Origin of the sequence: uncultured Roseibium sp. (assembly GCF_947499295.1) — a bacterium.
Classification (GTDB): domain Bacteria; phylum Pseudomonadota; class Alphaproteobacteria; order Rhizobiales; family Stappiaceae; genus Roseibium.
Window position 1 is genome coordinate 307,957 of record NZ_CANMNP010000004.1, and the last position, 25,305, is coordinate 333,261.

Consider the following 25,305-nt stretch of genomic DNA (forward strand, 5'->3'; position numbering starts at 1 on the left):
CGTTCATTGCGACTACTCTTTGACCCCTCCGAGAAGAATTCCCTTCTCGAAATATTTCTGAATAAAGGGGTAGACGATCAGAACCGGGACGATGGAGCAGACGATGATTGCTGCCGTCACGGTTTCCGCGCTGAACCCTGCCGCGGTCTGCACGATCGCAAATTCATCGTCATCGCTGAGATTTGAAATCGTATGCCGCAGGAACACCTGGAGCGGGATCTTGTCCTCACTCTGCAAGAGCACCATCGCCCAGAAGAACCCGTTCCAGCGTGATACGATGCAGAAAAGCGTGATCGTCGCGATGGCCGGTTTGCTAAGCGGGACAAACACTTTCCAAAGAACCTGGAAATCGTTCGCCCCATCCATCCGCGCAGCCTCTTCAAAGCTTTTCGGTATCGCTTCGAAGAAATTTCTCAGCAGGATGACATTGAAGGCATTCACGGCGAACGCGAGAATGATGCCGAACATGCTGTCCAGCAGGTTCAGGTCCCGCATATTCAGGAAGAACGGTATCAGCCCTGCATTGAACCACATGGTGAAGGCGATGAAGAGGTTGAAGAACCTGCGCCCTTTCAATTGCGGCCGCGACAGTGCGTATGCACCTGGAATGATGAACGCAAGGCTCATCACCGTACCGCCGATCGTATAGATGAAGGTATTGCGGTAGGAGATCCAGAATTGCGGGTCCTTGAGGATATATCCATAGGCCTCGAGCGTCGCATCGATCGGTGTGAGAACCACCTTTCCTGCCTGCGCTGCAAATCCGGAACTGAAAGACACGGCCGCGATGTAGATAAACGGGTAAAGCGTCGCAACCGTGAACATGCCGATCAGGATCGAGACCATGATCGCGAAGAACTTGTCGCCGCGAGAGTAAAGGTTCCAATTCATCATTGTTCCGCCCCCTCTACCAAAGCGACGTGCGCGAGAAGCGCCGCGACAAGGTGTTGGCCGTCATCACCAGAACGAAGGCGACAATTGCGTTGAAAAGACCTGCAGCTGCAGCCAGATCGTATTGTCCTGATTGCAGGCCCTGCCGATAGATCCAGGTATTCACAACATCGGCGGTCTCGTAGGTCGCCGGTTGGTAAAGGAGAATGACCAGCTCGAAGGACACTTCCATGATGTTGCCGATACGGATGATCAGCATGATCAGGATCGTCGGCAGGATCGACGGGATCGTGATCTTCCACATCATCTGCCAGCGATTGGCGCCGTCCACGACCGCACTTTCATAGAGCGACGGGTTCACACCGGCGATGGCCGCCAGGAACACGATGGAGCCGAAGCCAGCCTCCTGCCAGATGCCGGTTCCGATGAAGATCGGGCGAAACCATTCCGGCTGCGTGAGGAAGTAGACCGGATCAAGACCAAACCAGCCCATGACGGTGTTCACAATGCCGGCCGTGGGCGAGAAGGCTGTGATGACGATACCGGCGATGATCACCGAAGAGATGAAATGCGGCAGATAGACAATCGTCTGCGCTGTCCTTTTGTAGCTCGCGTTCAGAACCTCGTTGAACATCAGCGCCAGAATGATCGGCGCCGGAAAACCGAAGAGCAGGTTCAACGCGCTGATCGTGATCGTGTTCTTGATCGCGCGAAGGAACTGGTCGTTGGCAAAGAGTGTTTCGAAGTGCTCAAGTCCGACCCAGGGGCTGCCGGCGATACCGCGGAAGATCGAATAGTCCTTGAAAGCGATCTGCAGTCCGTACATCGGCTTGTAGAGGAAAACGGCGAACCAGATGATCATCGGCAAGAGCATGAGGTAAAGCTGCCATTCGCGTTTCAAGTGCTCGACTGCAGCTTCGAACGGCCCGATGGTAGCGCTGTGCTCGTCAGAGATCGCGACCTCACTTTTGGAGAGCGGCCGCTCCTTTTCCTGAACCGTCATGATCAAGCCCCTGCCTCAAGAGAAAGGGACCGACCGGTCTCGGCGTCAAACAGCTTCATGAGATCGGGCCGGACATGGAGCGTATCGACACCGGTCAGATGGCCCACGTCTCCAAGTGTCTCGACACGGGCAACAAAGGACATTCCGTCGAAGTCAGTGTGCAACAACGCTTCCGAACCCAGCGTTTCCACAAGGTCGAGATTGACATTGATCGGGAAAGATCCGGGAACCTCATTGACGGTGACATGTTCCGGGCGAATTCCCAAAATGACCGGCCTGCCGGTTTCGTGCCGGAGAGATTCCGATTTGGGCAACTTCACTTTAATTCGTCCGACCTGAGCCAGAGGCCCGCTGTCGCCAGCTTCCAGAAAACCATGGAGCTGGTTCATTGGCGGCGAGCCGATAAATCCGGCAACAAACCTGTTTGCAGGGTTGTTGAACAGATCCATCGGTGTTCCGATTTGCTCGATCACACCCTGGTTCATCACAACAATTCGGTCGGCGAGCGTCATGGCCTCGACCTGATCGTGAGTCACGTAAATGCTGGTGACGCCGAGCCGTTTGTGCAGCCTCTTGATTTCGGCCCGCATCTGGGTCCGCAACTTGGCGTCGAGGTTGGAAAGCGGTTCGTCAAACAAGAAGACCTTCGGGTGCCGGACAATTGCCCGGCCCATTGCGACCCGCTGACGCTGCCCGCCGGACAGGTCAGAAGGCCTGCGCGCGAGGTAGTCCGTCAGGCCCAGGATCTCTGCAACTTCATGTACGGCTTTCTTGATTTCGGCTTTGGGGACCTTTCGTATCCTGAGACCGAATGCGATATTGTCAGCAACGTTCAAATGCGGGTAGAGCGCGTAGTTCTGGAAGACCATGGCGACGTCCCGGTCCTTGGGCGCGACCTTGTTAACAACGCGATCATCAATGGTAAGCGCGCCGCCCGTGATGGCTTCCAGTCCGGCAATCATGCGAAGCGTGGTGGATTTGCCGCAGCCGGAGGGACCGACCAGAACCACAAACTCCTTTGGATCGATCCTAAGATCTATCCCATGCACGACTTGAAGCGCCCCGTATTTCTTCACAATTTTGCTAAGGACAACTCCGGACATGCTTCCTCCCTGGAAGCCGGACAACCTGCCAATCAGCCATAGCTCATCGTTCGGGCGACAGAGACTCGCCCGGTGGTATCCGGCTTACAAATTTAAACATTTTTCGATCTCTTGGCCTTGGCCCAACTCCCTATCAGGCCCTACCGGGTATCTAGAGACCGCTCTCGCGCATTTTGAACATTTGTCGAACCGAGTTTCTGAACCAAGTCAGACAACTGTTTTAATTCACGTTTCAGACTTCTGCCTTTGATGCTCATCGCGTCTGGACGATCGCGTTGTACAGCGACACATCACATCGCCGTGCAGCGCGCCATGCATTCATGCCTTACAAGATGCAGAGTCACAATTCAAGATTAATTTTTACAAATAAATTACAAAAACGCATTTTTTTAAAGTCCTTGAAACGCATTGCACACATGGAACTCCACCCTCAGAAATTTGAAATAGTTTCCAACTATCTCTTAAGCATCTGTTTTTAAACATATAAAAATATTATGTATTTTGCACGCCTCTGAAATGACGTCAAAATTCTCTCTTCATTTAGATTTTACAAATTATTGACAAGTTGGCAAGTCAGCGTTATTCATCAGCCTATGACCCAGCCAAGCGAAAACTGCCGAAACGGTGGAACGTACGCCATGAGCGGATTGAGCACCGAAACTCACGAAAAACTGTTGCGAGTCAGCACAGCAACTCTGACGACTGTCATGTTCAAACGCGGACTTCGAAACATATTCCTGCAGGGCCTGCACAGGCTTCGCAAAGGGCCGAACATGATTGGGCCGGCCTACACGCTGCGCTACATTCCAGCACGCGAAGACCTGGACAACCTGGATTCCTTTGCAGACAGAACAAATGCCCAGCGGAAGGGCGTTGAGGAATGTCCGCATGGAGCCGTTTTCGTAATTGATTCCCGAGGAGACGCTTCGGCCGCGTCCGCCGGCTGCATCCTGGCGATGCGCCTGCAGGCCAGAGGATGCGCCGGCGTTGTCACCGATGGCGGGTTTCGCGATACACCTGAAATTGCCGAACTCGACATGCCCGGTTATCATGCAAGACCAAGCGCACCGACCAACTTGACGAAGCATCATGCTGTTGCGGTAAATGATCCGATAGCATGCGGCGGCGTATCCGTGTTTCCGGGCGATATTATTGTTGGCGACAACGAGGGAGTTGTTTGCATACCGAAACATATGGCAAATGAAGTAGCGAACGAAGCTGCCGAAATGACGGTCTTCGAAGACTTCGTGATGGAGATGGTGAAACAAGGCGCATCAACATTCGGGCTCTACCCCCCGACTGATCCGTCTACCGAAGACAGGTTTATAGTGTGGCGGCAGAAAAACGGACGGTAAATCAAACCCACTTGAGCGAACGGCAGGTGCGGGACAGAACACTGTCCGATCGCGCCTATGAAAATATCCTGTCCAAAATCATGGATGGCGACATTCCAGTTGGCGGCAAACTTCCAACGGAGCAGGTTCTTTCAAGTGAGCTCGGAGTTTCCCGCCCGGTGCTGCGCCAGGCTCTGAAACAATTGCGCGAAGACGATGTCATCGTATCCCGCCAAGGGTCGGGGTCTTTCGTGAAGCGGCGTCCGGAGGGCGCTATTCTCGATTTTGCACCCATCGGTTCGATTGCCGACATTCAGCGTACTTTTGAATTCAGGGCTGCAGTGGAAGGAGAAGCTGCTTATCTGGCCGCTGAAAGACGCACGGATTCGGATCTGAACGAACTGCGCGCTTCTCTGACCGAACTTGACCGTTGCATCGCCGAGGGAGAGTTGGGCGTGGCTGCGGACGAGATCTTTCATGTTGCGGTCTGCAATGCGGCAGATAACAAGTATTTCGTCGCGGCACGGTCGTCCATGAAGCCAAATATTCTGACCGGCATGAACCTGACCCGCAATCTTTCACTTACCAAGCCTCAAGACCGTATGAAGCTGGTTCAAGCTGAGCATTATGAAATTTTCGAAGCTATCGAGAAAGGCGACCGCGGCGCGGCCCGTAACGCCATGCGAGCCCATGTTGAAAATGCCCGCAAGCGCATTTTTGAGGGCTGATCCTCACCGTTTGATTGCAACTGATACACTGCACGGGGATGCGTGAACCCGTCTGAGAAATTAGTTCAGAGACGATGTTTCCGCGAAGACGCCGAAAGCCGAAGCAGCTGCCGCCGTCCCGCACCTAAGTGAAGGACAAACGACAGCTGTTCTTTCCTCGGGAGGGAAGTCAATTAGGTTTGCGGCCAACCATGAGCCTCTAGAAAGTCATCGCGGCGCGGTGTGAAGGCATCAAGGAGGCTGCCAGCCTCTTCACAGACACACGAATGAATGGCGTTTGAGGGAATGACCATCGCATCTCCTGGCCCAAGCACTTTGGTCTGACCCTCCACCGTGAAACGAAAGCGCCCCGAGGCAACATAAGTCGTTTGCAAGTGAGGATGATTGTGGGCAGCGCCCTCGCCACCTTTTTCAAACCGGAACTCGACCATCATGATGTCTTTGTCCTCACAAAGAATGCGCCGCTTTGCACCAGGTCCGCTGTCCATCCATTCAGAGGCTGCATCAGAATTTACAATCATGTCGTTGCCTAGTTGTAAAATTTGTATTTGATTTGTTTTATTTGTAAACAATCGAAAGTCGACATGCAATTGAAAAATGCGGTTCCGCAGTCACCGTTCGGCAAGTCCCCACAATACCTCCGGTATTCCCAGTCACTCCAGCATCACCCCCTATCGGGGCTTGCAAGTCTGGCACAAAACAGCAGAATGTTATCGATATCATTTTGGAGAGCGATGTGGAAACGACCCAGACAACCCAAGTCCTGACCCATCAGGGCACCTTGACACTCTTGACGGCTGCTGTCGCAAAAGCTGAAGAAATCGGTCAGCCACAATGCATTGTCATCGTGGATGCCAGCGGCGAAGTCCTGGCGGAAATCCGCATGACCGGAGCAAAATTTCTAAGCCGGAAAAGTGCTCTTGCGAAAGCATTGACGGCAGCTTCCATTGGCGCGGCCACCGTCAATGTTCCAGAGGAAGTCCGCACTCTGATCGGACTTGCGACCGGTGGAAACGTGACCGGACTTCCCGGTGGAATGCCGATTGTCGTCAACGGTGTGGTGCTTGGCGGCATTGGCGTTGGCTCTGGGTCAGGAGAACAAGACATTGAAGTCGCGCGTGCTGCACTTGCGGCCATTGGCGCTGAAACTTGAGGTCATCAATCCTTTGATCGGTCAGCGCTTGACCATGAAGTGCTGCGCGCTCTTTTGAGAGTCTTGGCCACGAATGCAGAACCGGCCGGGCCTCTCAATTGGGAGACCCGGCCAGCGCGCTGCTTCAAGAAAGGAATGCTGCTGCTTCTCAGTTAAAGGCGATCTGCGCCTTGACGGCCTGGCTGCGGTCCCCGGCTGTCTTGAAAGCGGCAACTGCATCGCTGAGCGGGAATGTCTGAGTGATGAACGGCTTGACGTCGATCAGACCCTTTTGCATCAGACTGACGCCGGTAAAGAACTCTTCGTGAAACCGAAATGAGCCCTTCAAGGAAAGTTCCTTGGCCGTCAGCGCCATCATTGGCACCGGCATATCGCCGCCAAGACCGAGCTGAACGATTGTGCCGCCCGGTCGCATCGCTGAAATACCGGAAGCAAGTGCCGGGGCTGCTCCTGAGCATTCGAAAAGAACATCGAACGTACCCTTGTCGGCGAAATAGGCCTCAAGCCCTTCCGGAGTTTCGGCCATATTGATGACACGATCGGCTCCGGCCGTTTCAGCCTTGGAAAGCGTGAATGCACTGAGATCCGTTGCAACGATGAGGTCCGCACCGGCGCGACGTGCCGCGAGGATGCATAGGATCCCGATCGGACCGCATCCTGTCACCAGGACAGACTTTCCAAGCATGCTGCCGGCATTACGCACGGCATGCAGACACACGGCGAGCGGCTCTGCCATGGCCGCTTCTCCGGGAGACAATCCATCAGCTGGTGCGCACTGCGAAGCATCTGCAACAAGAACCTCACGAAATGCTCCCTGAATATGCGGAAAGGGCATTGCGCTGCCGTAGAACCGCATATTCAGGCACTGATTGAATTGTCCCTCGTTGCAGAACCGGCAGTTCCCGCAAGGTCGCGACGGCGATACGGCGACCAGCTGTCCAATGGACAGGCCTGAAACGCCTTCGCCTAGAGCGGTGATATGACCTGCAACTTCATGACCGAGGATCATTGGCTCTTTCAAGCGAACCGGACCGAAGCCGCCATGGTTATAGTAGTGCAGATCGGAGCCGCAAATGCCGCCTCTCGCGAGTTCGATCTGAACCTCACCTGGACCAGGGGGGGCGACGCTCTGCTCCTCAATGCGCAGGTCTTCGGCTGCGTGAATCACTATGGCTTTCATGATGTCCTCACAGCACAGGCGTCAATAGTTCGCGGCCATCGAAATGCGCCTTCAGATTGTCGCGTACCAACTTGCCCATGGCCTTTCTGGTTTCAACGGTACCGGAGGCGTGGTGCGGCTGCAAAAGCACGTTGTTCAATTCCAGAAACCGCGGGTTCAGTGCGGGCTCGCCCTCAAACACGTCAAGGGCAGCTGCCCCGAGGCGTCCGTTTTCAAGTGCATCCAACAAAGCGTTCTCGTCGATATTCGACGCGCGGCTGATATTGATCACCATGCCTTGTGGGCCAATTGCCTCAATCACCTGACTGTTGACGATGTGCCGGGTTTCCGCCGAGGCTGCGAGAGTAACAAAAAGGAAGTCCGAGTGACGCGCCAGTTCGACTGCATCGGGCACAAATGTCCAATCCGCGGCATATTCCTTCGGACCGATGTCGCTGTAGGCGATATCAAGATCGAAGCCAGCAAGCCTTTTGCCGACTTCAAACCCGATCCGGCCAAGACCGAGAATGCCAGCCTTCTTGCCCCATACGCGGCTTTTTAGAGGATAGAGCCCCTTTTCGACCCAACTGCCATCCCTGACCCAGGTTTCCGCACCGACGAGCCCGCGCGATTGTGCAAGCATCATTGCAACACCAAGGTCAGCGACGTCGTTGGTCAGAACGTCAGGCGTGTTGGTCACGCGAATATTGCGCTCCCGGCAGACCTGAAGGTCCACCGCGTCAAACCCGACGCCATATACGGAAATGACCTCGACGTTGGGACAGGCTTCGATCATGGCCCTGTCTGCACCCAGCTCTCCGCGCGTTGCGATCCCGCGGACGCTCTCGCCAACCGAAGACAGAAAGGCTCCAGCGTCTGATGCCTCAAACAACTTGTGCATGTGAAAACTCTCCTGGAGCGGGATTTGATCCCACTCCGGATACGGACCGACTTGAAGAATGTCGGGTTTGCTCATTGGCACGCTCCCTACTTGACAACTAATGTTATCGATAACATATTCGAAAAAACTGTCAATCAATTCGCGTCAAAAAGGAAATTCGATGAGCCTTTCACTGTTTGATCTGTCCGGAAAGCGGGCGCTGATTACCGGCTCTTCGCAAGGAATCGGCTTTGCATTGGCGCGCGGTCTCGCGGCCGCCGGTGCCAAGATCGTTCTAAACGGCCGTTCGGCGGACAAGCTAGCCACGGCGGCCACGCAGCTTCGCTCGGAGGGCTTCAGCGTTGAGGAACTGCTTTTCGATGTGACCGATCATGATGCCGTTCGAAAGGCTGTCGACGACTTCGAAGCGGCCAAAGGCCCCATCGATATTCTCGTGAACAATGCGGGCATGCAGCACCGGACGCAGCTGGAAGACTTTCCGGCGGATGCGTTCGAGCGCCTTCTCCAGACGAACATTGCCTCTGTTTTCCATGTCGGACAGGCGGTTGCGCGCCACATGATCACACGAGGTGCCGGCAAGATCGTCAATATCTGCTCCGTTCAAACGGCCCTCGCACGTCCCGGCATTGCACCCTATACAGCGACAAAGGGAGCGGTAGCGAACCTGACCAAAGGTATGGCGACCGACTGGGCCAAGCACGGCCTGCAGTGCAACGGGCTCGCACCAGGGTACTTCGACACACCGCTGAACGCAGCGCTTGTGAATGATCCTGAGTTCAGCGCCTGGCTGGAAAAACGCACGCCAGCCGGCCGCTGGGGCAAAGTAGAGGAGCTCGTCGGAACCTGTGTGTTCCTGTCCTCCGATGCCTCCTCATTCGTCAATGGTACAACCGTCTTTGTCGACGGTGGCATTTCGGCGTGCCTGTGATGGTTGCCTATGTCGTCATGGGCGTATCGGGCTGCGGCAAATCGGAAATCGGTCGCGGTTTCGCCCGTGCGATTGGCGGGACATTTGTTGATGGTGACGACCTGCACCCGGAAGAAAACATTGCAAAAATGGGCCGCGGCGAACCACTGACAGATGAAGATCGCGCTCCTTGGCTGGACAAGGTCGGAGACAGACTGAAGGAAGCGGATGAACCGACTGTCATCGCCTGTTCAGCGCTCAGACGTATCTATCGGGAACGCATCTCCGGCAGAGCTGAACGACCCGTGACTTTTCTCTATCTGGAGGGGTCACGTGACATTCTTACCAGCCGCATGAACAACAGATCGGGACACTTCATGCCTGTCGCCCTGCTGGACAGCCAGCTCGCGACGCTGGAACCGCCTGCCGTGGACGAAATGTTCGTCTCCGCATCAATCGACCAAACACCGGATATGGTGATCGCCACCTTGTTGTCCGGACTTCGAAGGGAAACAAAATGAGCGAAAAAGCAGCTCTAATCGGTGCTGGCGCCATGGGAGGCGCGATCGGAACGCGTCTTCTGGAAACCGGCAACACACTGACCGTGTTCGATCTGGACGCCAAAAAAGTTTCTGCCCTGGTCGAGAAAGGTGCCACTGCTGCAGCCTCGGCCGCTGAAGCAGCGGCCCAGGCGGACTTTGTGGTGACAAGCCTGAATTCGCCCAAGATCGTCGAGATCGCGGTTTTTGGCGAGAACGGTGTTTCCTCCGGCGCGCGGCCAGGCACTCTCATCATCGACATGTCATCCATCGACCCGGATGCGACCAAGGCTCTGGCGGCGAAGGCAGCGGATGCCGGATTGCGTTGGGTGGACAGCCCCCTGTCGGGTGGTGCGCCCAAAGCCTTGATCGGTGAGCTGACGTTGATGGCCGGTGGTGCAGAAGCCGATGTCAAGGATGCGCACCGGATCCTGAAACACGTCTCGAGCAACTACACCCATATGGGCCCGGTTGGCGCGGGCCAGACAACCAAACTCATCAATCAGGTTCTTTGCGGTCTCGGATTTCTGGCAGTTGCGGAAGCAACTCAGCTCGCGCTGGACGCCGGTGTAGACGCTCAAAAAATACCGACAGCGCTCAAGGGCGGACGGGCAGATAGTGCCATCCTGCAGGAATACATGCCTCGTTTCGTCGACAAGGATTACAGGCGCACGGGACGGATCGACAACATGGTCAAGGACCTCAACGGCGCGCAGGATCTTGCACGCCGAACCCATACCGCCATGCCCCTGACGGCCTTGTGCGCCGAGGTGCACAGGATGCTGACCTCCGCCGGACTTGGCGGCGAAGACCAGGCCGCACTGATGGAATTTTTCAAGGGACCCGACAAGGAGCAGTTTCAATGATCACCCGTTTCGCGCTTTTCGAGGGCAGCATCAAGACAGGCCGAACGGATGCGTTCAGATCTGCGGTAACCGAACGGCTTGTTCCCCTGTGGCGGCAGTTTCCCGGCAACACGGATGTGCGTGTCATGTTTGGAGAGGAGCGGGATGAAGGAGCGCCGGAATTTCCGCTCATCCTGGCCATTACCTATCCGGACAAAACTGCAATGGCGGGTGCACTGGAAAGCGCCGCGCGCAACGAATCGCGCGAAGTCACGGGCGAGATAGTGGCCGAGTTTTTCGATGGCCGCATTCATCACCACGTAACCGAGGCCAACGAATACACAGGCTGAAACCGCCGAATTCTTGGTTTCGTCAGAGCGCATGACCATCAGCCGGCAGTCTTGTTTGCAGTTGCTAGTGCGTTCTGACAGTTTTACGCCTGTTTTGAGAGCGGAGGGCGTATGCAACGACCTGTTACAATGAAGGATGTGGCTGAAAAGGCGGGCGTTTCCGTGATGACCGTCAGCCGTGCCTTCAAGAAGCACGCATCTGTCGGTGAGAAGACACGCAAACGCATCCTGCAAATTGCCGACGATCTCGGATATGTATTCGACAGCACCGCTGCAACCTTCAAGTCGCAGCGTACCGGCTTCGTCGCCGTGACGATCCCTTCCATCAACAATGCGAACTTTGCCGATACGGTTGGCGCGCTTTCCGAAGTCCTCAAGGCTTCGGACCTGCAGGTGCTCCTCGGATATTCCAACTACGACATCCGAGAAGAGGAGCGGATTGTCGAGCAGTTCCTGAAACGACGTCCCGAAGCCATTGTGCTGACAGGCGGGCGCCACACCGACCGGACCCGTCAACTTCTTGCAAGAGCAAAAATCCCCGTCATCGAGACCTGGGACCTGCCTGAAGATCCGATAGGTCACGTCGTCGGGTTTTCCAATTCCGCCACTATGCATGACCTTGTCGGGCATCTGGTTAAAACCGGCCGAAAACGCATCGCCTTTATCGGAGGGGATACCGATGGCGACACACGTGGTGCGGACCGCCGCCGCGGTTTCATCAATGCGATGAACCGGCACAATCTTTCGAAGGATAGATTGATCGGCGCGGGAGAACCGCCGATTTCAATGCGCGAGGGAGCCGATGCGATGTCCCTGCTCTTGAGGGATTTTCCGGACACGGACGCAGTTATCTGCGTATCGGATCTGTCGGCGTTCGGTGCCCTGACCGAGTGCATGCGCAAAGACGTGCGGGTGCCGGAAGACATCGCCATAGCCGGTTTCGGTGCCTATGACATCTCATCGGTCTGTGTGCCGACACTCACGACGGTTGATCCACATCCGGTCGAAATCGGACACAAGACAGGGGAAATTATTGTCTCGCTGCTACGAGGCTCCGGCGATAACGACTGTGACCCGATCCGGCTGGAAATCGGGCCACAGCTAAGCATTAGACAATCCAGCTCTTAAGCAGCGGTCATTTCTGCGACGCTGCAAGAATGGCATTCACAAGCGTATCGCCATTTTGCTCGATAAAGGCGTCCCAAACAGGCTTCACCTTGTCCTGAAATGCCGCTCCATCCACATCGCGGTTGACTTTCATCCCTGCTTCTTCAAGCGCTGTGATCATCTCGTCTTCCTTGGAGATGCTCAACTCGCGCTGCATGGCAACAGCTTCGGCGGCAACTTCAAGCACAGTCTTTTGCTGCTCTTCGGTCAGACCGTTGAACTTGTTCAGGTTCATCGCAACCGCCAGGGGTGAATAAGCATGTTGCGTCATGCTCAAATAGTCCTGAACCTCATAGAACTTGAAGGAGAGCGTGACCCCGATCGGGTGGTCCTGACTGTCGACAACACCTGTTTCCAGCGCTGTATAAAGCTCAGCTACCGGGATTTGCTGTGGGTTCGCATCCAGCGCGGCAAACATGTCGTTAAGCGCTTTGGAATTGTTGACGCGCATGCGCAATCCCGCAACATCATCGGGTGTGCGGATAGGACCTTTGTTGTTGGTCATATTGCGGTAGCCGTTCTCGGGATACCCAAGCCCTTTCAGACCATGATCTTCGAATTTTGCAAGAACGCTCTGACCGACGTCGCCATCCAGAACCGAATACGCCGTCTCGCGCGTCGGGAACATGAAAGGCAGCGTGAAGGCAGCTGATTCCGGCATCAAACCGGAAAAATTGTTGAGGCCAACCATGACGACATCGATGATACCGGCCCGCGCGCCATCGATCATGGTCGCGTCAATTCCAAGCTGTCCCTGAGGAAAGATTTGAACCTTGACTTCGCCGTTCGTGCGCGCATCGACTTCTTTTTGAAAGAACTTCGCAAGATCCTGCTGCAGATCGGTCTCCGGAGCTGCATGTGCAAACTTCAAAGTGACCTCTGCGAGAGATGATGTTGCCATGCTCAGCGTCAGGAACGTTGCCAGACCAATTTTTGTCAGGTGATTTTTCATTGAGAATTCCTCCCTACTCAGCCGATGAACCATTTCATCGGGACCGTGATGATGCTCGGGAACGCAACGAAGAGTGCGAGGAGCACCAGATATGCAGCGATGAAAGGCCAAGAGCCTTTGACCGCCGCTGACATCGGCACACGGCCGACGCCGCAAACGACGTTCAGGACAGTTCCAACTGGAGGTGTGATCAGTCCGATGGAGCAGTTGATGACGAACATCAAACCGAAATAGACAGGGTCGATGTTGGCCAACTTGACCACTGGCATAAGCAGTGGCACCAGGATGAGGATAGTTGGTGACAGATCCATCACCATGCCGACACACAGCACCAATATCATGATGACGGCCATCAGCAGGCGCGGATTCTCGACCAACGGTCCTAGCAAGGTCGCAAGTTGTTGCGGCAGTTGCGCAACGGTGATGAGCCAAGCAGCCACCATGGCGCAGCCGACCAGAAACATCACCATGGCCGTTGAACGGCCTGCATTCACGAGTATCTGGAAGAAACCCCGCAGCGTCATCTCCCGGTAGATCACTGTAGAGACAAGGATCGCGTAGACGGCTGCGACCACCGCGGCTTCCGTAGGTGTAAAGACGCCAAAGCGAATGCCTCCGATGATGATAATCGGCAGAAACAACGCCCAGATGCCATCCTTGAAGGCGGCGATGCGTTCTTGGGCTGTTGCACGCTCGAGCGTCTCGACGTTTTCGCTCCGCATGAGCACATTCCAGACCAGCATTAATGCGAGGCCCATCATCAAGCCGGGGACAATGCCGCCCAGGAACAGGTTCTTGATTGAAATGTTTCCGGCAACTCCGATCAGGATGAGTGGCAAGGAAGGTGGGATCACGGGCGCAATGATCCCACCGGACGCAAGCAGGCCCACCGAACGGCCGCTGGGATAGCCAGCTTTTTGCATCATCGGATAGAGGATCGCGACCAGAGCCGCAGCGTCAGCGACAGCAGACCCTGACAGGCCCGCAAGAAGGATCGCCGTCAAAATGGCTACATACCCGAGACCACCACGCTTGTGACCGATCATGGAAACCGCCATGCGCACGATGCGCTTGGACAATCCGCCGGTGGACATCACTTCGCCGGCGACCAGGAAAAACGGAATTGCAAGCAGCGGAAAGCTGTCGACCCCATTGATGAGCGCCTGTGCCAGTATGTCGGCGCTGAACAGATTCAATTGAAGCATCAGTGCGATTGCTGCCAGAAGCAGGGCAAAAGCAACCGGTAACCCGAGAAGAATAGCGCCGATCAGGACACTCAGAAAAAGCAGGAGGGTCAATGATTTCCCCCCCGTTCTTCGTCGAAGTCGAGGGCGTCCGGGAAAAACACGCGCACAGCCGCAATGACGGTCATCAGAACGGCGGAGACAACACCGGCAAGATAAAACAGAGCGGACGGCAACCCGGTCAGTTGCGAAATGTTGTTCCAGTTTGCGTTCATCTGACGAAACGCACCCCAGAACAGCATGAGCACCGCAACCAGAATGACGAGGTAGGCCAAGCGACGCAGAAAAGGCACAAGTTTGGGAAACAGCACTTCGGAAAATTCCGTTACCGCGAGATGCTCACTTCTGCGCAGAACCACGGCCGCACCGAGCATGACAACCCACACCAGACCCAGTCGTGACAGCTCAACGGATGGTCGCAACCCGGAAGAAAAGCCGTATCGCAGGACCACGTTTGTGAATACCAGCACAATCATCGCCAGAAGCAGCGCTGCCATCATCCAGTCAACGAAGCGCCATAGCCACCGCCAATAAACCAATTTTTCCTCCCGAAAATCGATCACTCAAGTGCAAATTTGCCTTTAGGTTATCGATAACCTTATTATGTGTTATCGATAACAAAATGGATTGTCAACTCGACCAAGACAGTTATTTTGTCACACTGAGGATGGGCACCTGGGCTGGAGGAAAAATATGGTCACGCTCGAGGACGTTGCCAAATTGGCGAATGTCAGCACCATGACTGTTTCGAAGGTATTGCGGGGTACCGGCGCTATCTCCAAGCAGACACGAACACGCGTTTTCGAAGCCGCTGACAAGCTTGGCTATGTGCCGAATCGGCTCGCAGGCTCGCTCAGTGCCCGCAAGAGCATGTTGGTTGCGGTGCTGATCCCTTCGATAGCTGACACGGTATACGCCGAGATCATAAGCAGCCTGCATAGCCTCCTGGATCAGGCTTCGCTCTCAATCTTTATTGCGGAAAGTCTCATGGATCCCGAGGTGGAAGAACGCCAGATCCAAGAACTTCTAAGCTTGCGACCGGCGTTTCTGGTACGCAGCGGAGGTATCGCCTCCACCCAGCGCACAAAAATGCTGCTTCAGCGGTTCGGTGTTCCTCACATTCAAATCTGGGATGGAGATGATCCGCAGGGACAGGCCACTGTCGGCCCATCGCATATTGAAGCAGGAAAAATTGCGGCAAGTCACTTCCTGGAGCTTGGGCTACGCAAGGTCGCTTACATAGGAGCGGAAACCCATAAAGACATTTGTGCATCCCGGCGCATGGAAAGTTTCATAGGTGACATGACGGCAGCCGGTGCGGAAACGCGCGTTCTAACGGAACCCGACCTTCCGCGTCAGGCAGAGAGTGGAGAGCTTCTAACACACCGCCTTCTTGAAGACGGATTGCAAGTCGATGGGATTTTTTATCTGAATGATGCAATGGCTATCGGAGGATTGAGATTCCTCCTAAAGGCAGGCCTTCGAGTGCCTGAAGATGTTCGGGTTATGGGCTTCAACGGAACATCGAGAGAACAGACGATCAACACAAGACTGACAACAATCAGCACAAATGGTCACGCGCTCGGGCAGACAGTTGCGAAAACCATTCTTGAAAACATCGGCGGCCAATTGCCGACAAGCCGCACTCTTTGCCCTGTTACGCTGGATTTAGGCAACACCACCTAGTCAGCCAGTTCACGCAACATCAAACCGTATCGCCTGCGACAAGCGTGAATCCGACATCAGAGACGGGCTCGAGCAGGTCGCCATTGATCCGCAAGAGCAGTTTTTCAGCAGCGAGCTGTCCGATGCGGAGGTGATTAACCTGAACCGTCGTCAGCCGATACGGCAAGACAGAGGCAATCGGCAATTCGCCCCAACCCGCAATTCCAAGGTCCCCCGGTATGGAGATTTTCTGTGCCTCGCAGAATTGGACCGCACCCACCGCCATATTGTCGTTCTGAAAGAAAACAACCTCTACAGACGGGTCCGCAGACAGAAGCTGCTCCGTTCCATAATAGCCGGGGTAAAACCCGGGAATGTCGTTCAGGCACAGCTGTTTTGTCAGGCGGCCACCGCCATCTTCGATAGCTTTCGCATACCCGTGAAGCCGCGCTGTCGCGGCATTCGCCGTGTCGTGAGACGTGCCCACATACCCGAAACGCTGATAGCCCTTGGACAACAGAAAACGGCCCATATCATAACCGCTGTCAAAGTGGTTCAGGCCGACGCACATGTCGATCGGACTTGAATTCAGATCCCAGATTTCGACAAGCGGCACACCGGCCCCGGCGAGCAGTTGCAAGGCTCTTGGCGTATGGGCCCGGCCGGTCAGAATCAGACCTGCCGGCTGCCAAGACAACACAGTCTCAACCCAGCTTTCCTCCTCGGCCAAAACATGCTGCGTCATGCCCAGAACAGTCTGATGATTGAAGCTCACCAGTTTCCGGTCGATTCCTTCCAGAACGTGTGTGAATACCTCGTTGCCCAGGTCGGGAATGCTCACTCCGATAAAGGTCGATTTTTTGTCACCGGCAAAGACGGTCGCCAGTCTGTTGGGCAGATACCCGAGCCGCTCGACTTCCGCCAAAACCTTGACGCGTGTCTTTTCGGAAAAACCACCTTCATCTCTGAGGACACGACTGGCAGTCATCTTGGATACACCTGCCGCTCTGGCGACTTCGGCAAGGCTTACTTTATTGTTTTTGCTGGAAATTTTCTGCTCTGGCAAAATTTAAGTTACCGGTAACTTTTTTGATTGACTTCACTATATGACGAGTCAATGATAATGCCACGTTACCGGTAACTCAATGTCTGTCTTGGGAGAAGATGCACAGTCCGGTCGCGGCGGGAGGAAGATAGTGCCAGGCAGTTTACAAAACCGGCTGTTCTTTGACGGCATCCAAAAGCATTTCGGCGGGACCTACGCCGTTCGGGACGTTTCACTTGCTGTCGACCGGGGTGAAATCGTCGCGCTTTTGGGCGAGAATGGTGCCGGCAAATCAACACTCATCAAGATCCTCGGTGGCATTCACAAACCCGACGCAGGGCGCGTTTTGATTGACGGCGAGCCTTACGAGCATCGCCCGGGTGGTTTCGGACAACGCCAATCTGTCGCCTTCATCCACCAGGATCTGGGCATGATCGAGTGGATGACAGTTGCCGAGAACATGTCTCTTGCGCTTGGCTTTTCCAAAAAACTCGGTCTGATCAATTGGGGCAACGCAGAAAATTTCGCTGCTGAAGCCCTTAAGAAAGTCGGTTGCGATTTCGATCCAACAACCCGGGTGCAGGACCTTTCCAGAACGGAGAAGTCCCTAGTGGCGATTGCCCGTGCCCTTGCGGTCGATTGTGATTTCCTTGTTCTGGACGAACCGACCGCTTCACTTCCGGCAGATGAGGTCAACCGCCTGTTCAATGCACTCAGGCCGCTTCGCGAACGCGGTGTCGGCATGATCTATGTGTCCCACAGGCTGGATGAGATTTTCCAGATCGCCGACCGTGTTGCGGTTCTTCGAGACGGTGTGCTTGTTGGCGTACGGGCCATTCAGCACACGACAACCGAAGAACTCGTTCACATGATTGTCGGGCGAAAGACCCGTCAGGTCAGCAAACTTGCCGAAGCACCGGGGAAACCGGTCCTCAGCGTGGCGAACCTGAAAACGCACAATGCAGGTCCGGTTGATTTCACCCTGCACCAGAACGAGTTGGTCGGACTGGTCGGATTGCGCGGCGCGGGACACGAGCAGATTGCCAGGGCCCTTTATGGCATGGAAGATCATGAAGGCAAGGTTGTTCTGAACGGTCAGGGAACCCCGGACCTGCGCAACACCAAAACAGCGCTTGATTCCGGCATTGGTCTGGTCGCCCGCGACCGCACCGAGGAATCCGTTGCCCTTCCCCTCACCATTCGCGAGAACACGTTCTTGAACCCGGCGTCGACCGGGCGGGGCCTCTTGTCTTTCCTGTCACCGGACAAGGAAACAAAAATGGCGGAGGCGATCGGCCGGGAAGTCGCTCTGAGCCCCAACGACCAGTCGCTCGCCATTGAAGCACTTTCAGGCGGCAACCAGCAAAAGGTTGTGATTGCAAGGTGGCTGGCGACAAAACGCAAGCTGCTGATCTGCGAAGATCCGACAGCCGGTGTCGATGTCGGCGCCAAGGCGGAAATCTATGCGCTATTGAACAAGGCACTTCGCGAAGGTGTCGGGCTTTTGCTTGTGTCAACAGATTTTGAAGAAGTCGCAACGATCTGCCATCGCGCCATCGTTTTCAGTCAGGGCAAGATTGTTGAAGAACTCTCGGGCACCAAACTGTCCACGGAAAACCTGATTCAAGCGGCTTCGGCCAGCAACGCCGCAGCTGCCTAAGGATAAGACACATGCAATCTCTTGAATCCAATGCACTGGAGCCAACCAAGGCGGAAATGGAAGGCCTGTCCCTGCGCAGCAGGCTTTTCAGGCTCCTGCCCGTCTACGGGCTCGTGATCCTGACCCTGTTGCTTATCCTGCTGTTTTCGATCCTTTTGCCACGGACATTTCCGACACTATTGAACCTGCGTGCGATCATCTCCGATAAAGCCATTATCGCGCTTTTGTCTCTTGGTGCAATGATCCCGATGGCGGCTGGACGGATCGACCTGACGGTCGGTTATGGCATCGTGCTCTGGCATATTCTGGCGATCAGCCTGCAAACCATGTTCGGCATCCCCTGGCCGGCCGCGGTCATGATCGTTCTGATGCTCGGCGCAATGACCGGCTTCTTCAACGGGCTGCTCGTGGAAGTCGCCAAGATCGACAGTTTCATCGCAACACTCGGTACCGGAACGGTTCTCTATGCGATTGCGCTTTGGCATACAGGTGGACGCCAGGTGGTCGGTGTATTGCCGGAAGGGTTTTATGCGGTGAACGGAACGTTCGTGTTCGGTCTGCCGATCACGGGATTTTACGTGCTTGCCATCACAATCGCCATGTGGCTGGTGCTCGAATACACACCGATTGGCCGATACCTTTATGCCATCGGCGCCAACCAGCGTGCTGCGCAGCTGAACGGCATTCCCACACGTAAATACGTCATCGGATCCTTCATGGCATCTGGAATGATGACCGCGCTCGCTGGCGTGTTGCTGGCCTCAAAGCTTCGGATTGGTCAGGCGAGTGTCGGACTTGAATTCCTGCTGCCGGCGCTGGTCGGTGCATTCCTTGGATCGACAACCATCAAACCCGGCCGGGTCAATGTTTGGGGCACCGTTGTCGGTGTTGCCATCCTGGCTGTCGGGATCTCCGGCATCCAGCAGTTCGGCGGATCTTTCTGGGTTGAGCCACTCTTCAATGGCGTGACCCTGCTGATCGCAATCGGCATTGCCGGCTATGCGCAACGCCGCAAAGGCGCTGCGAAAAAATAAGAATTTTGCAAAGGGAGGATAGAATGCAAAAGCGTGATTTTCTGAAGACCATTTTGGCAACGACAATGCTTGCCGGTTCCGTGTTGCCTGCATTTGCAGAAACCGCATGGGACGGCCCAACAAGCGGCCCTGCGGGCGCGGATGGCAAAACCATCGTGGTGGTTGCGGCCGACCTCAAAAACGGCGGCATCCTGGGCGTGACCAATGGTGTTGAAGAGGCAGCCGACAAGATCGGCTGGGAGGTCCGCGTCCTGGACGGCGCTGGCTCTATCCAGGGCCGGACCGCCGCTATCGGTCAAGCGCTGGCACTTCAGCCCGACGGGATCGTCATCAACGGTTTTGACGCTGTTGAACAGCAGGCCGCGCTTGAGGGGGTCGTGACGGCAGATATTCCAATGGTGGCCTGGCACTCCGGTCCGAAGATCGGCTGCGACGCTCCGGGAGGCATTTTCGCAAATATCTCGACCGATGCGATGACCGTTTCCGAAGTCGCTGCAAACTGGGCGATCGACGATGGGGGCAAGGATATCGGTGTCATCATTTTCACCGATTCCACGTATCAGATCGCGATCGACAAGGCTGACCGGCTGAAGGAGACCGTTGAAGCTGCGGGTGGCAAGGTTCTGGAATATGTCGACACCCCAATTGCCGACACATCGACCCGTATGGGACCGCTCACCACAAGTCTCTTGCAGAAATACGGAGACAGCTGGACCCATGCGCTCGCGATTAATGATCTCTATTTCGATTTCATGGGGCCGGCACTGACGTCTGCCGGAATTTCCGCAGCTGACGGGCCGCAGGCGGGCTCTGCCGGAGACGGTTCGGAAGCCGCTTTCCAACGTATTCGGACCGGCGGCTATCAGACGATCACCGTTGCTGAACCGCTCAACCTGCAGGGTTGGCAGCTTGTCGACGAGTTGAACCGTGCCGTACAAGGACAGCCTTGTTCCGGTTACGTGACTTCTCCTGCCCTTGTGACCAAAGAAGGGCTTGAGAAGATGGGCGACAGCAACTCCTTCGATCCCGATACGCCTTATCGTGAGGCTTACGCCGCCATCTGGGGCAAGTAAGCACTCACAAAGCGGGTCGCCTGACGCAGCCGCCAGGCGACCTGCTGACAACCGAGCAAAGCTAATAACTGAAGGTCTTTTTTGCCGTGGTGCTACCGCGGGCAGGAAAGATTTGTCCAAAACTCAGGGTGGAACAATGTCTTCGGACAACAAAGATGCAGAACCCTTGGTCGTCATGCGCAACATCTCCAAGCGATTTGGCGGCGTGCAGGCGCTCTCGCAAGTCAACCTGGACGCTTACGCAGGCGAAGTTCTTGCGATTGTCGGCGACAACGGTGCCGGCAAATCGACGCTGATCAAAATTCTCACTGGGGTCTATCAACCGACCGAGGGCGAAATATTCGTTGGCGGGGAAAAACTCGTCATGAACAGTCACTCCGATGCAATCGATCAGGGTATCGATGCGGTTTATCAGACACTGGCTCTTGCCGACCACCTTGATCCAGCCGCGAACATGTTTCTCGGAAACGAGCTCACCCGTTCGTTCCTCGGCATCCCCACGCTCGACAACAAGAAGATGCGCACCGAAACGGAGCGCGTGCTGTTTGAGCGTCTAGGTGTGCGTTTGCGTTCGCTCGATGTTCCCACGGCAAGCCTGTCCGGAGGTCAGCGACAGGCAGTGGCCATCGCGCGCGCTGTCTATCACGAGGGCCTTCGGGTCCTCGTGATGGATGAACCGACCGCAGCTCTTGGACCGCAGGAGACTGCACGTACGCTGAAACTCATCAAGACACTGAAAGAACAGGGACTGGTGGTCATTCTGATTTCCCATTCCCTGGACGACGTTTTTGAAGTCGCCGATCGCGTCCATGTCCAGCGCCGCGGCAAATGTGCCGGTGTGGTCAAGGTGGCCGACAGTTCCCAACAGGATGTGCTGGGACTGATCGTCGGTGCGGAAGAAGCGGCTTAGGAGGCCAAGATGGCAACAACCACTCATCCAGGAACACCGATGAAGCTTTCAGAGCGCATCGAACCGTTCCTGGCCATTATCGGCCCGATGGTCATGATTTTGGCCATACTTCTCTTCATGGGCGTCGCGGAACCAGCCCGGTATTTCAGGCTTTCGAACCTGAACCTGATCCTTTTGGACGCTGCGCTCTACATGCCGATGGCGATGGCGATGACGTTCGTCATCACCCAGCGAGGCATCGACCTTTCCATTGGCTCGATCGCAGCCCTGTCGAGCATCGTGATGGCGTTCCTGATCAAGCAATATGGATTTTCCACGCCTATCGCGATTGCATTTGCACTGATGCTCGGAGCCCTGTTCGGCCTGATAAACGGTCTGGTCATCACCAAATTCAAGGTGCCTGACCTGATCGGTACATTGGCCATGGATCTTGTCTATCGCGGACTTGCTCTTGTCATCGCCAAGGGCCTCGTGCTTGCCAGATTTCCGGATCTTATGACCGACATCGGCAGGGGACAGATCCCTGGGTTTATTCCGGTACCGGTGGTCATTGGTCTTTTGACGATGGCGCTTGGCTACTGGCTGCTGAAGAAAACCTATTTCGGCCGCTACACGGTCGCGATCGGCTCCAACCCGGAAGCAGCTGAAATGACCGGGATCGCGGTCGATCGCTACAAAATTTATGCCTATGTTCTTATGGGTGCTTCCGCAGCGCTCGCCGGCGTTATGCTGACAGGCAAGTTGAACGCCATCCAGGCGACTTCCGCCCCTTATTTCAACCTTCATGTCATTGCGGCTGTTGTCGTTGGCGGAACGTCTCTCTTTGGCGGGCGAGCTTCCATGCTCGGTTCACTGGCAGGTGTTCTGCTTCTGTCGATGATGATCAACGCCCTGGTCACGCTCAGGATCGAATTCTTTTGGCAGTCCGTTGCCTCCGGGGTTGTGATTGTTTCGTCGGTGGCACTCTACACCTGGCTTCAAAAGAAGGACCGTGACGGGGCCAAAGGTTTCGTGGCCGGTTTGACGACGCCGGAAAGCCTCAGGCTGCTGCGGCTGTGCGGCCTGATCGGTGGAGGACTGTTGCTTCTACTTCTCATTGGATCTCTGCTTTCCGGCGCACCCGTTGCCAGTGGTTGAGATCCCTTACCGCGGCATTCATCACAGGGAGGAAAAGATGATGAATAAACTGCTTAAATCCACACTCGCTCTCCTGCTGCTATCTGGCACGAGCGCGCTGGCAGAAGACAAATTGCCTTTAAAGGAGCTGCCCGGCATCGCCGATCGCGACTACTGGGTTCCCGGAGAGGTGAATGCGGAAGGAAAACTGGAGGCACTGCAGGCGGTTGTCGGCGCAAAAGGTGTGCCGTTTACCGGGTCTCAGGAAAAGCCGGTGGAAATCGCGCTGATCTACCCGTCGGCGGACACATCCGACTTCTGGGCAAGAAACTTTCTGGCTATGACAAAGCGCCTGGACGAGCTTGGCATCAAATACAACACCACCGAGTTCGCCAGCCGTCAGATTGAACACTCGCTTCAGTCGACCTACGCCAATCAGGTGCTTCAGGATGGAGACATCTATGACTATGTGATCTTCGGCCCGTCCGAACTGGCCATTCAGGCCGACAACATAGACAAACTGGCCGAGAATGAAGACTTCACAACTTATGTCTGGGCATTCCACACTCCACTAAAGGATCTGAAGAACCAGCCTGACGTGTGGTTCGACTTCTCGTCGGCAGCAGGTGCTCTTGTGATGTGCGACTATATGCTGGAGCGTCTCGGATCGGATGTTACCATGGCCATGAACCGGGGTATTCCGGGCATCACCGACGATCAGCGGTCTGGTGATTTCAAAGACTGCGTCATGGAAAAAGGCAACTGGAAAGTCGCTTACGAGCACTATGGTGAATATCAGCGTGAAGGCGGTTTTGAAGGCACAAGCCTGATCCTTCAGGCTTATCCGGAAGCAACCATTATCCACAACGCCAACACCGCCATGGCGATGGGCAGCGTTGAGGCGCAGATCTCAGTTGGCAAGGAAAAGGAAGTCTTTTCGACCGGCTGGGGTGGTACAGGCCTAGAGCTTGATGCCATTCGCCGCGGAGAATTGGACGCGACCCCCATGCGCATGGGCGACGATGTCGGTGCCGCAACTGCTGAAGCCATCAAGGCCGATCTGGAAGATCGTGCAGGCGAACTGCCGCTTGTATTCCTTGGCAGGATCACGGTTGCTCATGATCAGCTTGAGGCGGCGGAACTTGACGCACTTCAACAGGAAGCCTTCCGCTTCTCGGGCATCGGTGCGCTTGAGCGCTAAGGGATCTGAACCCAACCCTGGACACCTGCCTAGGGAAAGATAAGAGCCTTTAATATCACTTGACTGGTGGGATGTTTCCGCTCACACATGTGATCGATAACATCCCATCTCTTTGTCGGGAAGGCAGTTTGTCCAGCCCCACTGTTGGGCGGTGGCACCGATATTTGGGCAATCCTCCATCGCTTTCAGTGGACACCTGACACGCCCTTCAGGCGGCTTTTCTCCTGATAGTGCCAGAGCATGTGATTGAGTTGCATCGGTGTGCTGAAAATACCTGGAGGCAAAGGGGTGACGGAACAAAGCGGTAAACCAAGTCCGGTCACGATGCGGGATGTCGCAAAAGCTGCTGGCGTTTCCCGCATGACCGTTTCGCGCGCCCTGCGAAAAGACAGCCCCGTTTCGCCGGAAACGAGGGCGCATATTTTGAAAATAGTACGGGACATGAATTATGTTCCCGACCAGATGGCGGGTAGCCTGACAACCAAGAAGTCCGGTTTTGTCGCAACTCTTCTGCCTTCCCTCAACAATCTTCACTTTGCACTGACAGTTCAATCGCTCACCGAGGAGCTTGAGGAAATCGGATTGCAAATCCTGCTCGGCCACACAGCTTATTCGGCCGAGAGAGAAGAAGAGCTTCTTGAAACCATGCTTCGGCGTCGGCCAGAAGCCATAGTCCTTTCCTATGACGGCCACACCGACAGGACCAGGCGCCTGATGAAAACCGCAGCCGTTCCTGTTGTCGAAATCTGGGAGAAGCCGGACCGTCCGATTGCACACACGGTTGGGTTTTCCAACTTTGAAGCCGCCAAGAAAATGACCGAGCAAGTCATCGCAAAAGGATATCAGCGGATCGCCTTTGTGGGCGAAAGTCAGGACGACTGGACCCGTGGTGCGGCGCGGCGCATGGGCTTTGTCTCTGCCATGGAAGACGCCGGACTGGATTGTCATAGGCTGATCGGTTTCGGCATGCCGCCGCTTTCCATCGAGAGTGGCGCAGCTGCTGCTTCGCAGTTGCTGCGAGACCATCCGGACACGCAATGCCTGATCTGTGTTTCAGACGTTGCCGCGTTCGGCGCACAAAGCTGGCTGTTGTCGCAGGGATACAGGATCCCCGACGATATTGCTGTTGCGGGATTTGGTAATTTCGAGGTGTCCCGCTTTGCCACCCCGAGCATTTCGACAGTTGTCGTCGACCCGGAAGGGATAGGGCGAGAAACAGGCAAGCTTTTGAAACGGCTGTTTTCCTCAAGCGATCCGTTGCTTAACTCCCCCCAGCACATCCACGTGCCGGCGACCGTCGCCTTTCGACAGAGCTGCTAAGCACT

At 55.4% G+C, this 25,305-nt stretch carries 27 protein-coding genes; 16 read left to right on the forward strand and 11 right to left on the reverse strand.

Annotated features, from left to right (window positions below; all coding sequences use genetic code 11):
• Positions 1-12 precede the first annotated feature (12 nt).
• Genes Q0835_RS09760 through ugpC form a run of 3 tightly spaced genes read right to left on the reverse strand, consistent with a single transcriptional unit; the run spans position 13 to position 2,997 of the window.
• Entirely contained in the window at positions 13-894 is an 882-nt protein-coding gene (locus Q0835_RS09760; protein ID WP_298960708.1) for a carbohydrate ABC transporter permease, read from the reverse strand.
• Between the two features lie 13 nt (positions 895-907).
• Positions 908-1,894 (reverse strand): sugar ABC transporter permease, encoded by a 987-nt coding sequence (locus Q0835_RS09765; protein ID WP_298822784.1) that lies wholly within the window; start codon positions 1,892-1,894, stop codon positions 908-910.
• A 2-nt stretch (positions 1,895-1,896) separates the two neighbouring features.
• Complete coding sequence (gene ugpC / locus Q0835_RS09770) at positions 1,897-2,997, reverse strand: sn-glycerol-3-phosphate ABC transporter ATP-binding protein UgpC (protein WP_298960712.1); 1,101 nt, start codon at positions 2,995-2,997, stop codon at positions 1,897-1,899.
• A gap of 638 nt (positions 2,998-3,635) precedes the next feature.
• Between ugpC and Q0835_RS09775 the strand changes: the two genes are divergently transcribed.
• Together Q0835_RS09775 and Q0835_RS09780 are read left to right on the forward strand one after the other, a co-directional pair.
• On the forward strand, positions 3,636-4,352 hold the full coding sequence (locus Q0835_RS09775; RefSeq protein ID WP_298822782.1) for a ribonuclease activity regulator RraA: 717 nt from the start codon (positions 3,636-3,638) through the stop codon (positions 4,350-4,352).
• 11 nt (positions 4,353-4,363) lie between these two features.
• Positions 4,364-5,059, forward strand: a complete 696-nt coding sequence (locus tag Q0835_RS09780; RefSeq protein WP_298822781.1) for a FadR/GntR family transcriptional regulator — start codon at positions 4,364-4,366, stop codon at positions 5,057-5,059.
• A 173-nt stretch (positions 5,060-5,232) separates the two neighbouring features.
• Here Q0835_RS09780 and Q0835_RS09785 read toward each other — a convergent pair whose 3' ends face one another.
• Entirely contained in the window at positions 5,233-5,580 is a 348-nt protein-coding gene (locus Q0835_RS09785; protein ID WP_298822780.1) for a cupin domain-containing protein, read from the reverse strand.
• 215 nt (positions 5,581-5,795) lie between these two features.
• Between Q0835_RS09785 and Q0835_RS09790 the strand changes: the two genes are divergently transcribed.
• The gene (locus Q0835_RS09790) at positions 5,796-6,212 is read left to right on the forward strand and encodes a heme-binding protein (RefSeq protein WP_298960714.1); all 417 of its coding nucleotides are present in this window, start codon (positions 5,796-5,798) and stop codon (positions 6,210-6,212) included.
• Between the two features lie 148 nt (positions 6,213-6,360).
• Here the strand turns inward: Q0835_RS09790 and Q0835_RS09795 are convergent, their stop codons facing one another.
• Together Q0835_RS09795 and Q0835_RS09800 are read right to left on the reverse strand one after the other, a co-directional pair.
• Positions 6,361-7,392 (reverse strand): L-idonate 5-dehydrogenase, encoded by a 1,032-nt coding sequence (locus Q0835_RS09795; RefSeq protein WP_298822778.1) that lies wholly within the window; start codon positions 7,390-7,392, stop codon positions 6,361-6,363.
• A gap of 7 nt (positions 7,393-7,399) precedes the next feature.
• Positions 7,400-8,347, reverse strand: coding sequence for a 2-hydroxyacid dehydrogenase (locus tag Q0835_RS09800; RefSeq protein WP_298960716.1), 948 nt, complete (start codon positions 8,345-8,347; stop codon positions 7,400-7,402).
• Between the two features lie 85 nt (positions 8,348-8,432).
• Between Q0835_RS09800 and Q0835_RS09805 the strand changes: the two genes are divergently transcribed.
• From Q0835_RS09805 to Q0835_RS09825, 5 genes are all read left to right on the forward strand, one after another.
• A complete protein-coding gene (locus tag Q0835_RS09805; protein WP_298822776.1) occupies positions 8,433-9,200 on the forward strand; it encodes an SDR family oxidoreductase in 768 nt (255 codons plus the stop codon).
• Positions 9,200-9,700, forward strand: coding sequence for a gluconokinase (locus tag Q0835_RS09810; RefSeq protein ID WP_298822806.1), 501 nt, complete (start codon positions 9,200-9,202; stop codon positions 9,698-9,700). Before Q0835_RS09805 ends, Q0835_RS09810 begins: the two co-directional genes overlap by 1 nt.
• A complete protein-coding gene (locus Q0835_RS09815; RefSeq protein WP_298960718.1) occupies positions 9,697-10,584 on the forward strand; it encodes an NAD(P)-dependent oxidoreductase in 888 nt (295 codons plus the stop codon). Before Q0835_RS09810 ends, Q0835_RS09815 begins: the two co-directional genes overlap by 4 nt.
• Positions 10,581-10,913, forward strand: a complete 333-nt coding sequence (locus tag Q0835_RS09820; protein ID WP_152503759.1) for a hypothetical protein — start codon at positions 10,581-10,583, stop codon at positions 10,911-10,913. The genes Q0835_RS09815 and Q0835_RS09820 overlap by 4 nt, the downstream gene beginning before the upstream one ends.
• Before the next feature lie 111 nt (positions 10,914-11,024).
• Entirely contained in the window at positions 11,025-12,041 is a 1,017-nt protein-coding gene (locus Q0835_RS09825) for a LacI family DNA-binding transcriptional regulator (RefSeq protein ID WP_298822774.1), read from the forward strand.
• Between the two features lie 7 nt (positions 12,042-12,048).
• Here Q0835_RS09825 and Q0835_RS09830 read toward each other — a convergent pair whose 3' ends face one another.
• Genes Q0835_RS09830 through Q0835_RS09840 form a run of 3 tightly spaced genes read right to left on the reverse strand, consistent with a single transcriptional unit; the run spans position 12,049 to position 14,815 of the window.
• The gene (locus tag Q0835_RS09830; RefSeq protein ID WP_298960720.1) at positions 12,049-13,032 is read right to left on the reverse strand and encodes a DctP family TRAP transporter solute-binding subunit; all 984 of its coding nucleotides are present in this window, start codon (positions 13,030-13,032) and stop codon (positions 12,049-12,051) included.
• A gap of 17 nt (positions 13,033-13,049) precedes the next feature.
• On the reverse strand, positions 13,050-14,330 hold the full coding sequence (locus Q0835_RS09835; protein WP_298960722.1) for a TRAP transporter large permease subunit: 1,281 nt from the start codon (positions 14,328-14,330) through the stop codon (positions 13,050-13,052).
• Positions 14,327-14,815 carry a TRAP transporter small permease gene (locus Q0835_RS09840; protein ID WP_298960723.1) on the reverse strand — a complete coding sequence of 163 codons (489 nt, stop codon included), beginning with the start codon at positions 14,813-14,815 and terminating at the stop codon, positions 14,327-14,329. The genes Q0835_RS09835 and Q0835_RS09840 overlap by 4 nt, the downstream gene beginning before the upstream one ends.
• Before the next feature lie 154 nt (positions 14,816-14,969).
• Here Q0835_RS09840 and Q0835_RS09845 point away from each other — a divergent pair, with 154 nt between their 5' ends.
• Positions 14,970-15,962 (forward strand): LacI family DNA-binding transcriptional regulator, encoded by a 993-nt coding sequence (locus tag Q0835_RS09845; RefSeq protein WP_298960725.1) that lies wholly within the window; start codon positions 14,970-14,972, stop codon positions 15,960-15,962.
• 19 nt (positions 15,963-15,981) lie between these two features.
• On the opposite strand, the gene Q0835_RS09850 is transcribed toward Q0835_RS09845, so the two are convergent.
• Positions 15,982-17,007 (reverse strand): LacI family DNA-binding transcriptional regulator, encoded by a 1,026-nt coding sequence (locus tag Q0835_RS09850; protein ID WP_298960727.1) that lies wholly within the window; start codon positions 17,005-17,007, stop codon positions 15,982-15,984.
• A gap of 130 nt (positions 17,008-17,137) precedes the next feature.
• Here Q0835_RS09850 and Q0835_RS09855 point away from each other — a divergent pair, with 130 nt between their 5' ends.
• The 6 genes from Q0835_RS09855 to Q0835_RS09880 all read left to right on the forward strand — a co-directional run bounded on the left by Q0835_RS09855 (position 17,138) and on the right by Q0835_RS09880 (position 23,980).
• The gene (locus tag Q0835_RS09855; RefSeq protein ID WP_298822768.1) at positions 17,138-18,646 is read left to right on the forward strand and encodes a sugar ABC transporter ATP-binding protein; all 1,509 of its coding nucleotides are present in this window, start codon (positions 17,138-17,140) and stop codon (positions 18,644-18,646) included.
• Between the two features lie 11 nt (positions 18,647-18,657).
• A complete protein-coding gene (locus Q0835_RS09860) occupies positions 18,658-19,680 on the forward strand; it encodes an ABC transporter permease (RefSeq protein ID WP_298960731.1) in 1,023 nt (340 codons plus the stop codon).
• Positions 19,681-19,703: 23 nt separating this feature from the next.
• Positions 19,704-20,753: a substrate-binding domain-containing protein gene (locus tag Q0835_RS09865; protein WP_298822766.1), complete on the forward strand. Its 1,050-nt coding sequence runs from the start codon at positions 19,704-19,706 to the stop codon at positions 20,751-20,753.
• A gap of 136 nt (positions 20,754-20,889) precedes the next feature.
• Positions 20,890-21,663 (forward strand): ATP-binding cassette domain-containing protein, encoded by a 774-nt coding sequence (locus Q0835_RS09870; RefSeq protein WP_298960733.1) that lies wholly within the window; start codon positions 20,890-20,892, stop codon positions 21,661-21,663.
• A gap of 9 nt (positions 21,664-21,672) precedes the next feature.
• Positions 21,673-22,800, forward strand: coding sequence for an ABC transporter permease (locus Q0835_RS09875; RefSeq protein WP_298822764.1), 1,128 nt, complete (start codon positions 21,673-21,675; stop codon positions 22,798-22,800).
• A gap of 37 nt (positions 22,801-22,837) precedes the next feature.
• Positions 22,838-23,980, forward strand: a complete 1,143-nt coding sequence (locus Q0835_RS09880; RefSeq protein WP_298822762.1) for a substrate-binding domain-containing protein — start codon at positions 22,838-22,840, stop codon at positions 23,978-23,980.
• Between the two features lie 185 nt (positions 23,981-24,165).
• On the opposite strand, the gene Q0835_RS09885 is transcribed toward Q0835_RS09880, so the two are convergent.
• The gene (locus Q0835_RS09885; RefSeq protein WP_298822807.1) at positions 24,166-24,423 is read right to left on the reverse strand and encodes a hypothetical protein; all 258 of its coding nucleotides are present in this window, start codon (positions 24,421-24,423) and stop codon (positions 24,166-24,168) included.
• Here Q0835_RS09885 and Q0835_RS09890 point away from each other — a divergent pair.
• Positions 24,341-25,300 (forward strand): LacI family DNA-binding transcriptional regulator, encoded by a 960-nt coding sequence (locus tag Q0835_RS09890; protein WP_298960751.1) that lies wholly within the window; start codon positions 24,341-24,343, stop codon positions 25,298-25,300. The two genes, Q0835_RS09885 and Q0835_RS09890, sit on opposite strands and share 83 nt — an antisense overlap.
• Positions 25,301-25,305: the final 5 nt, after the last annotated feature.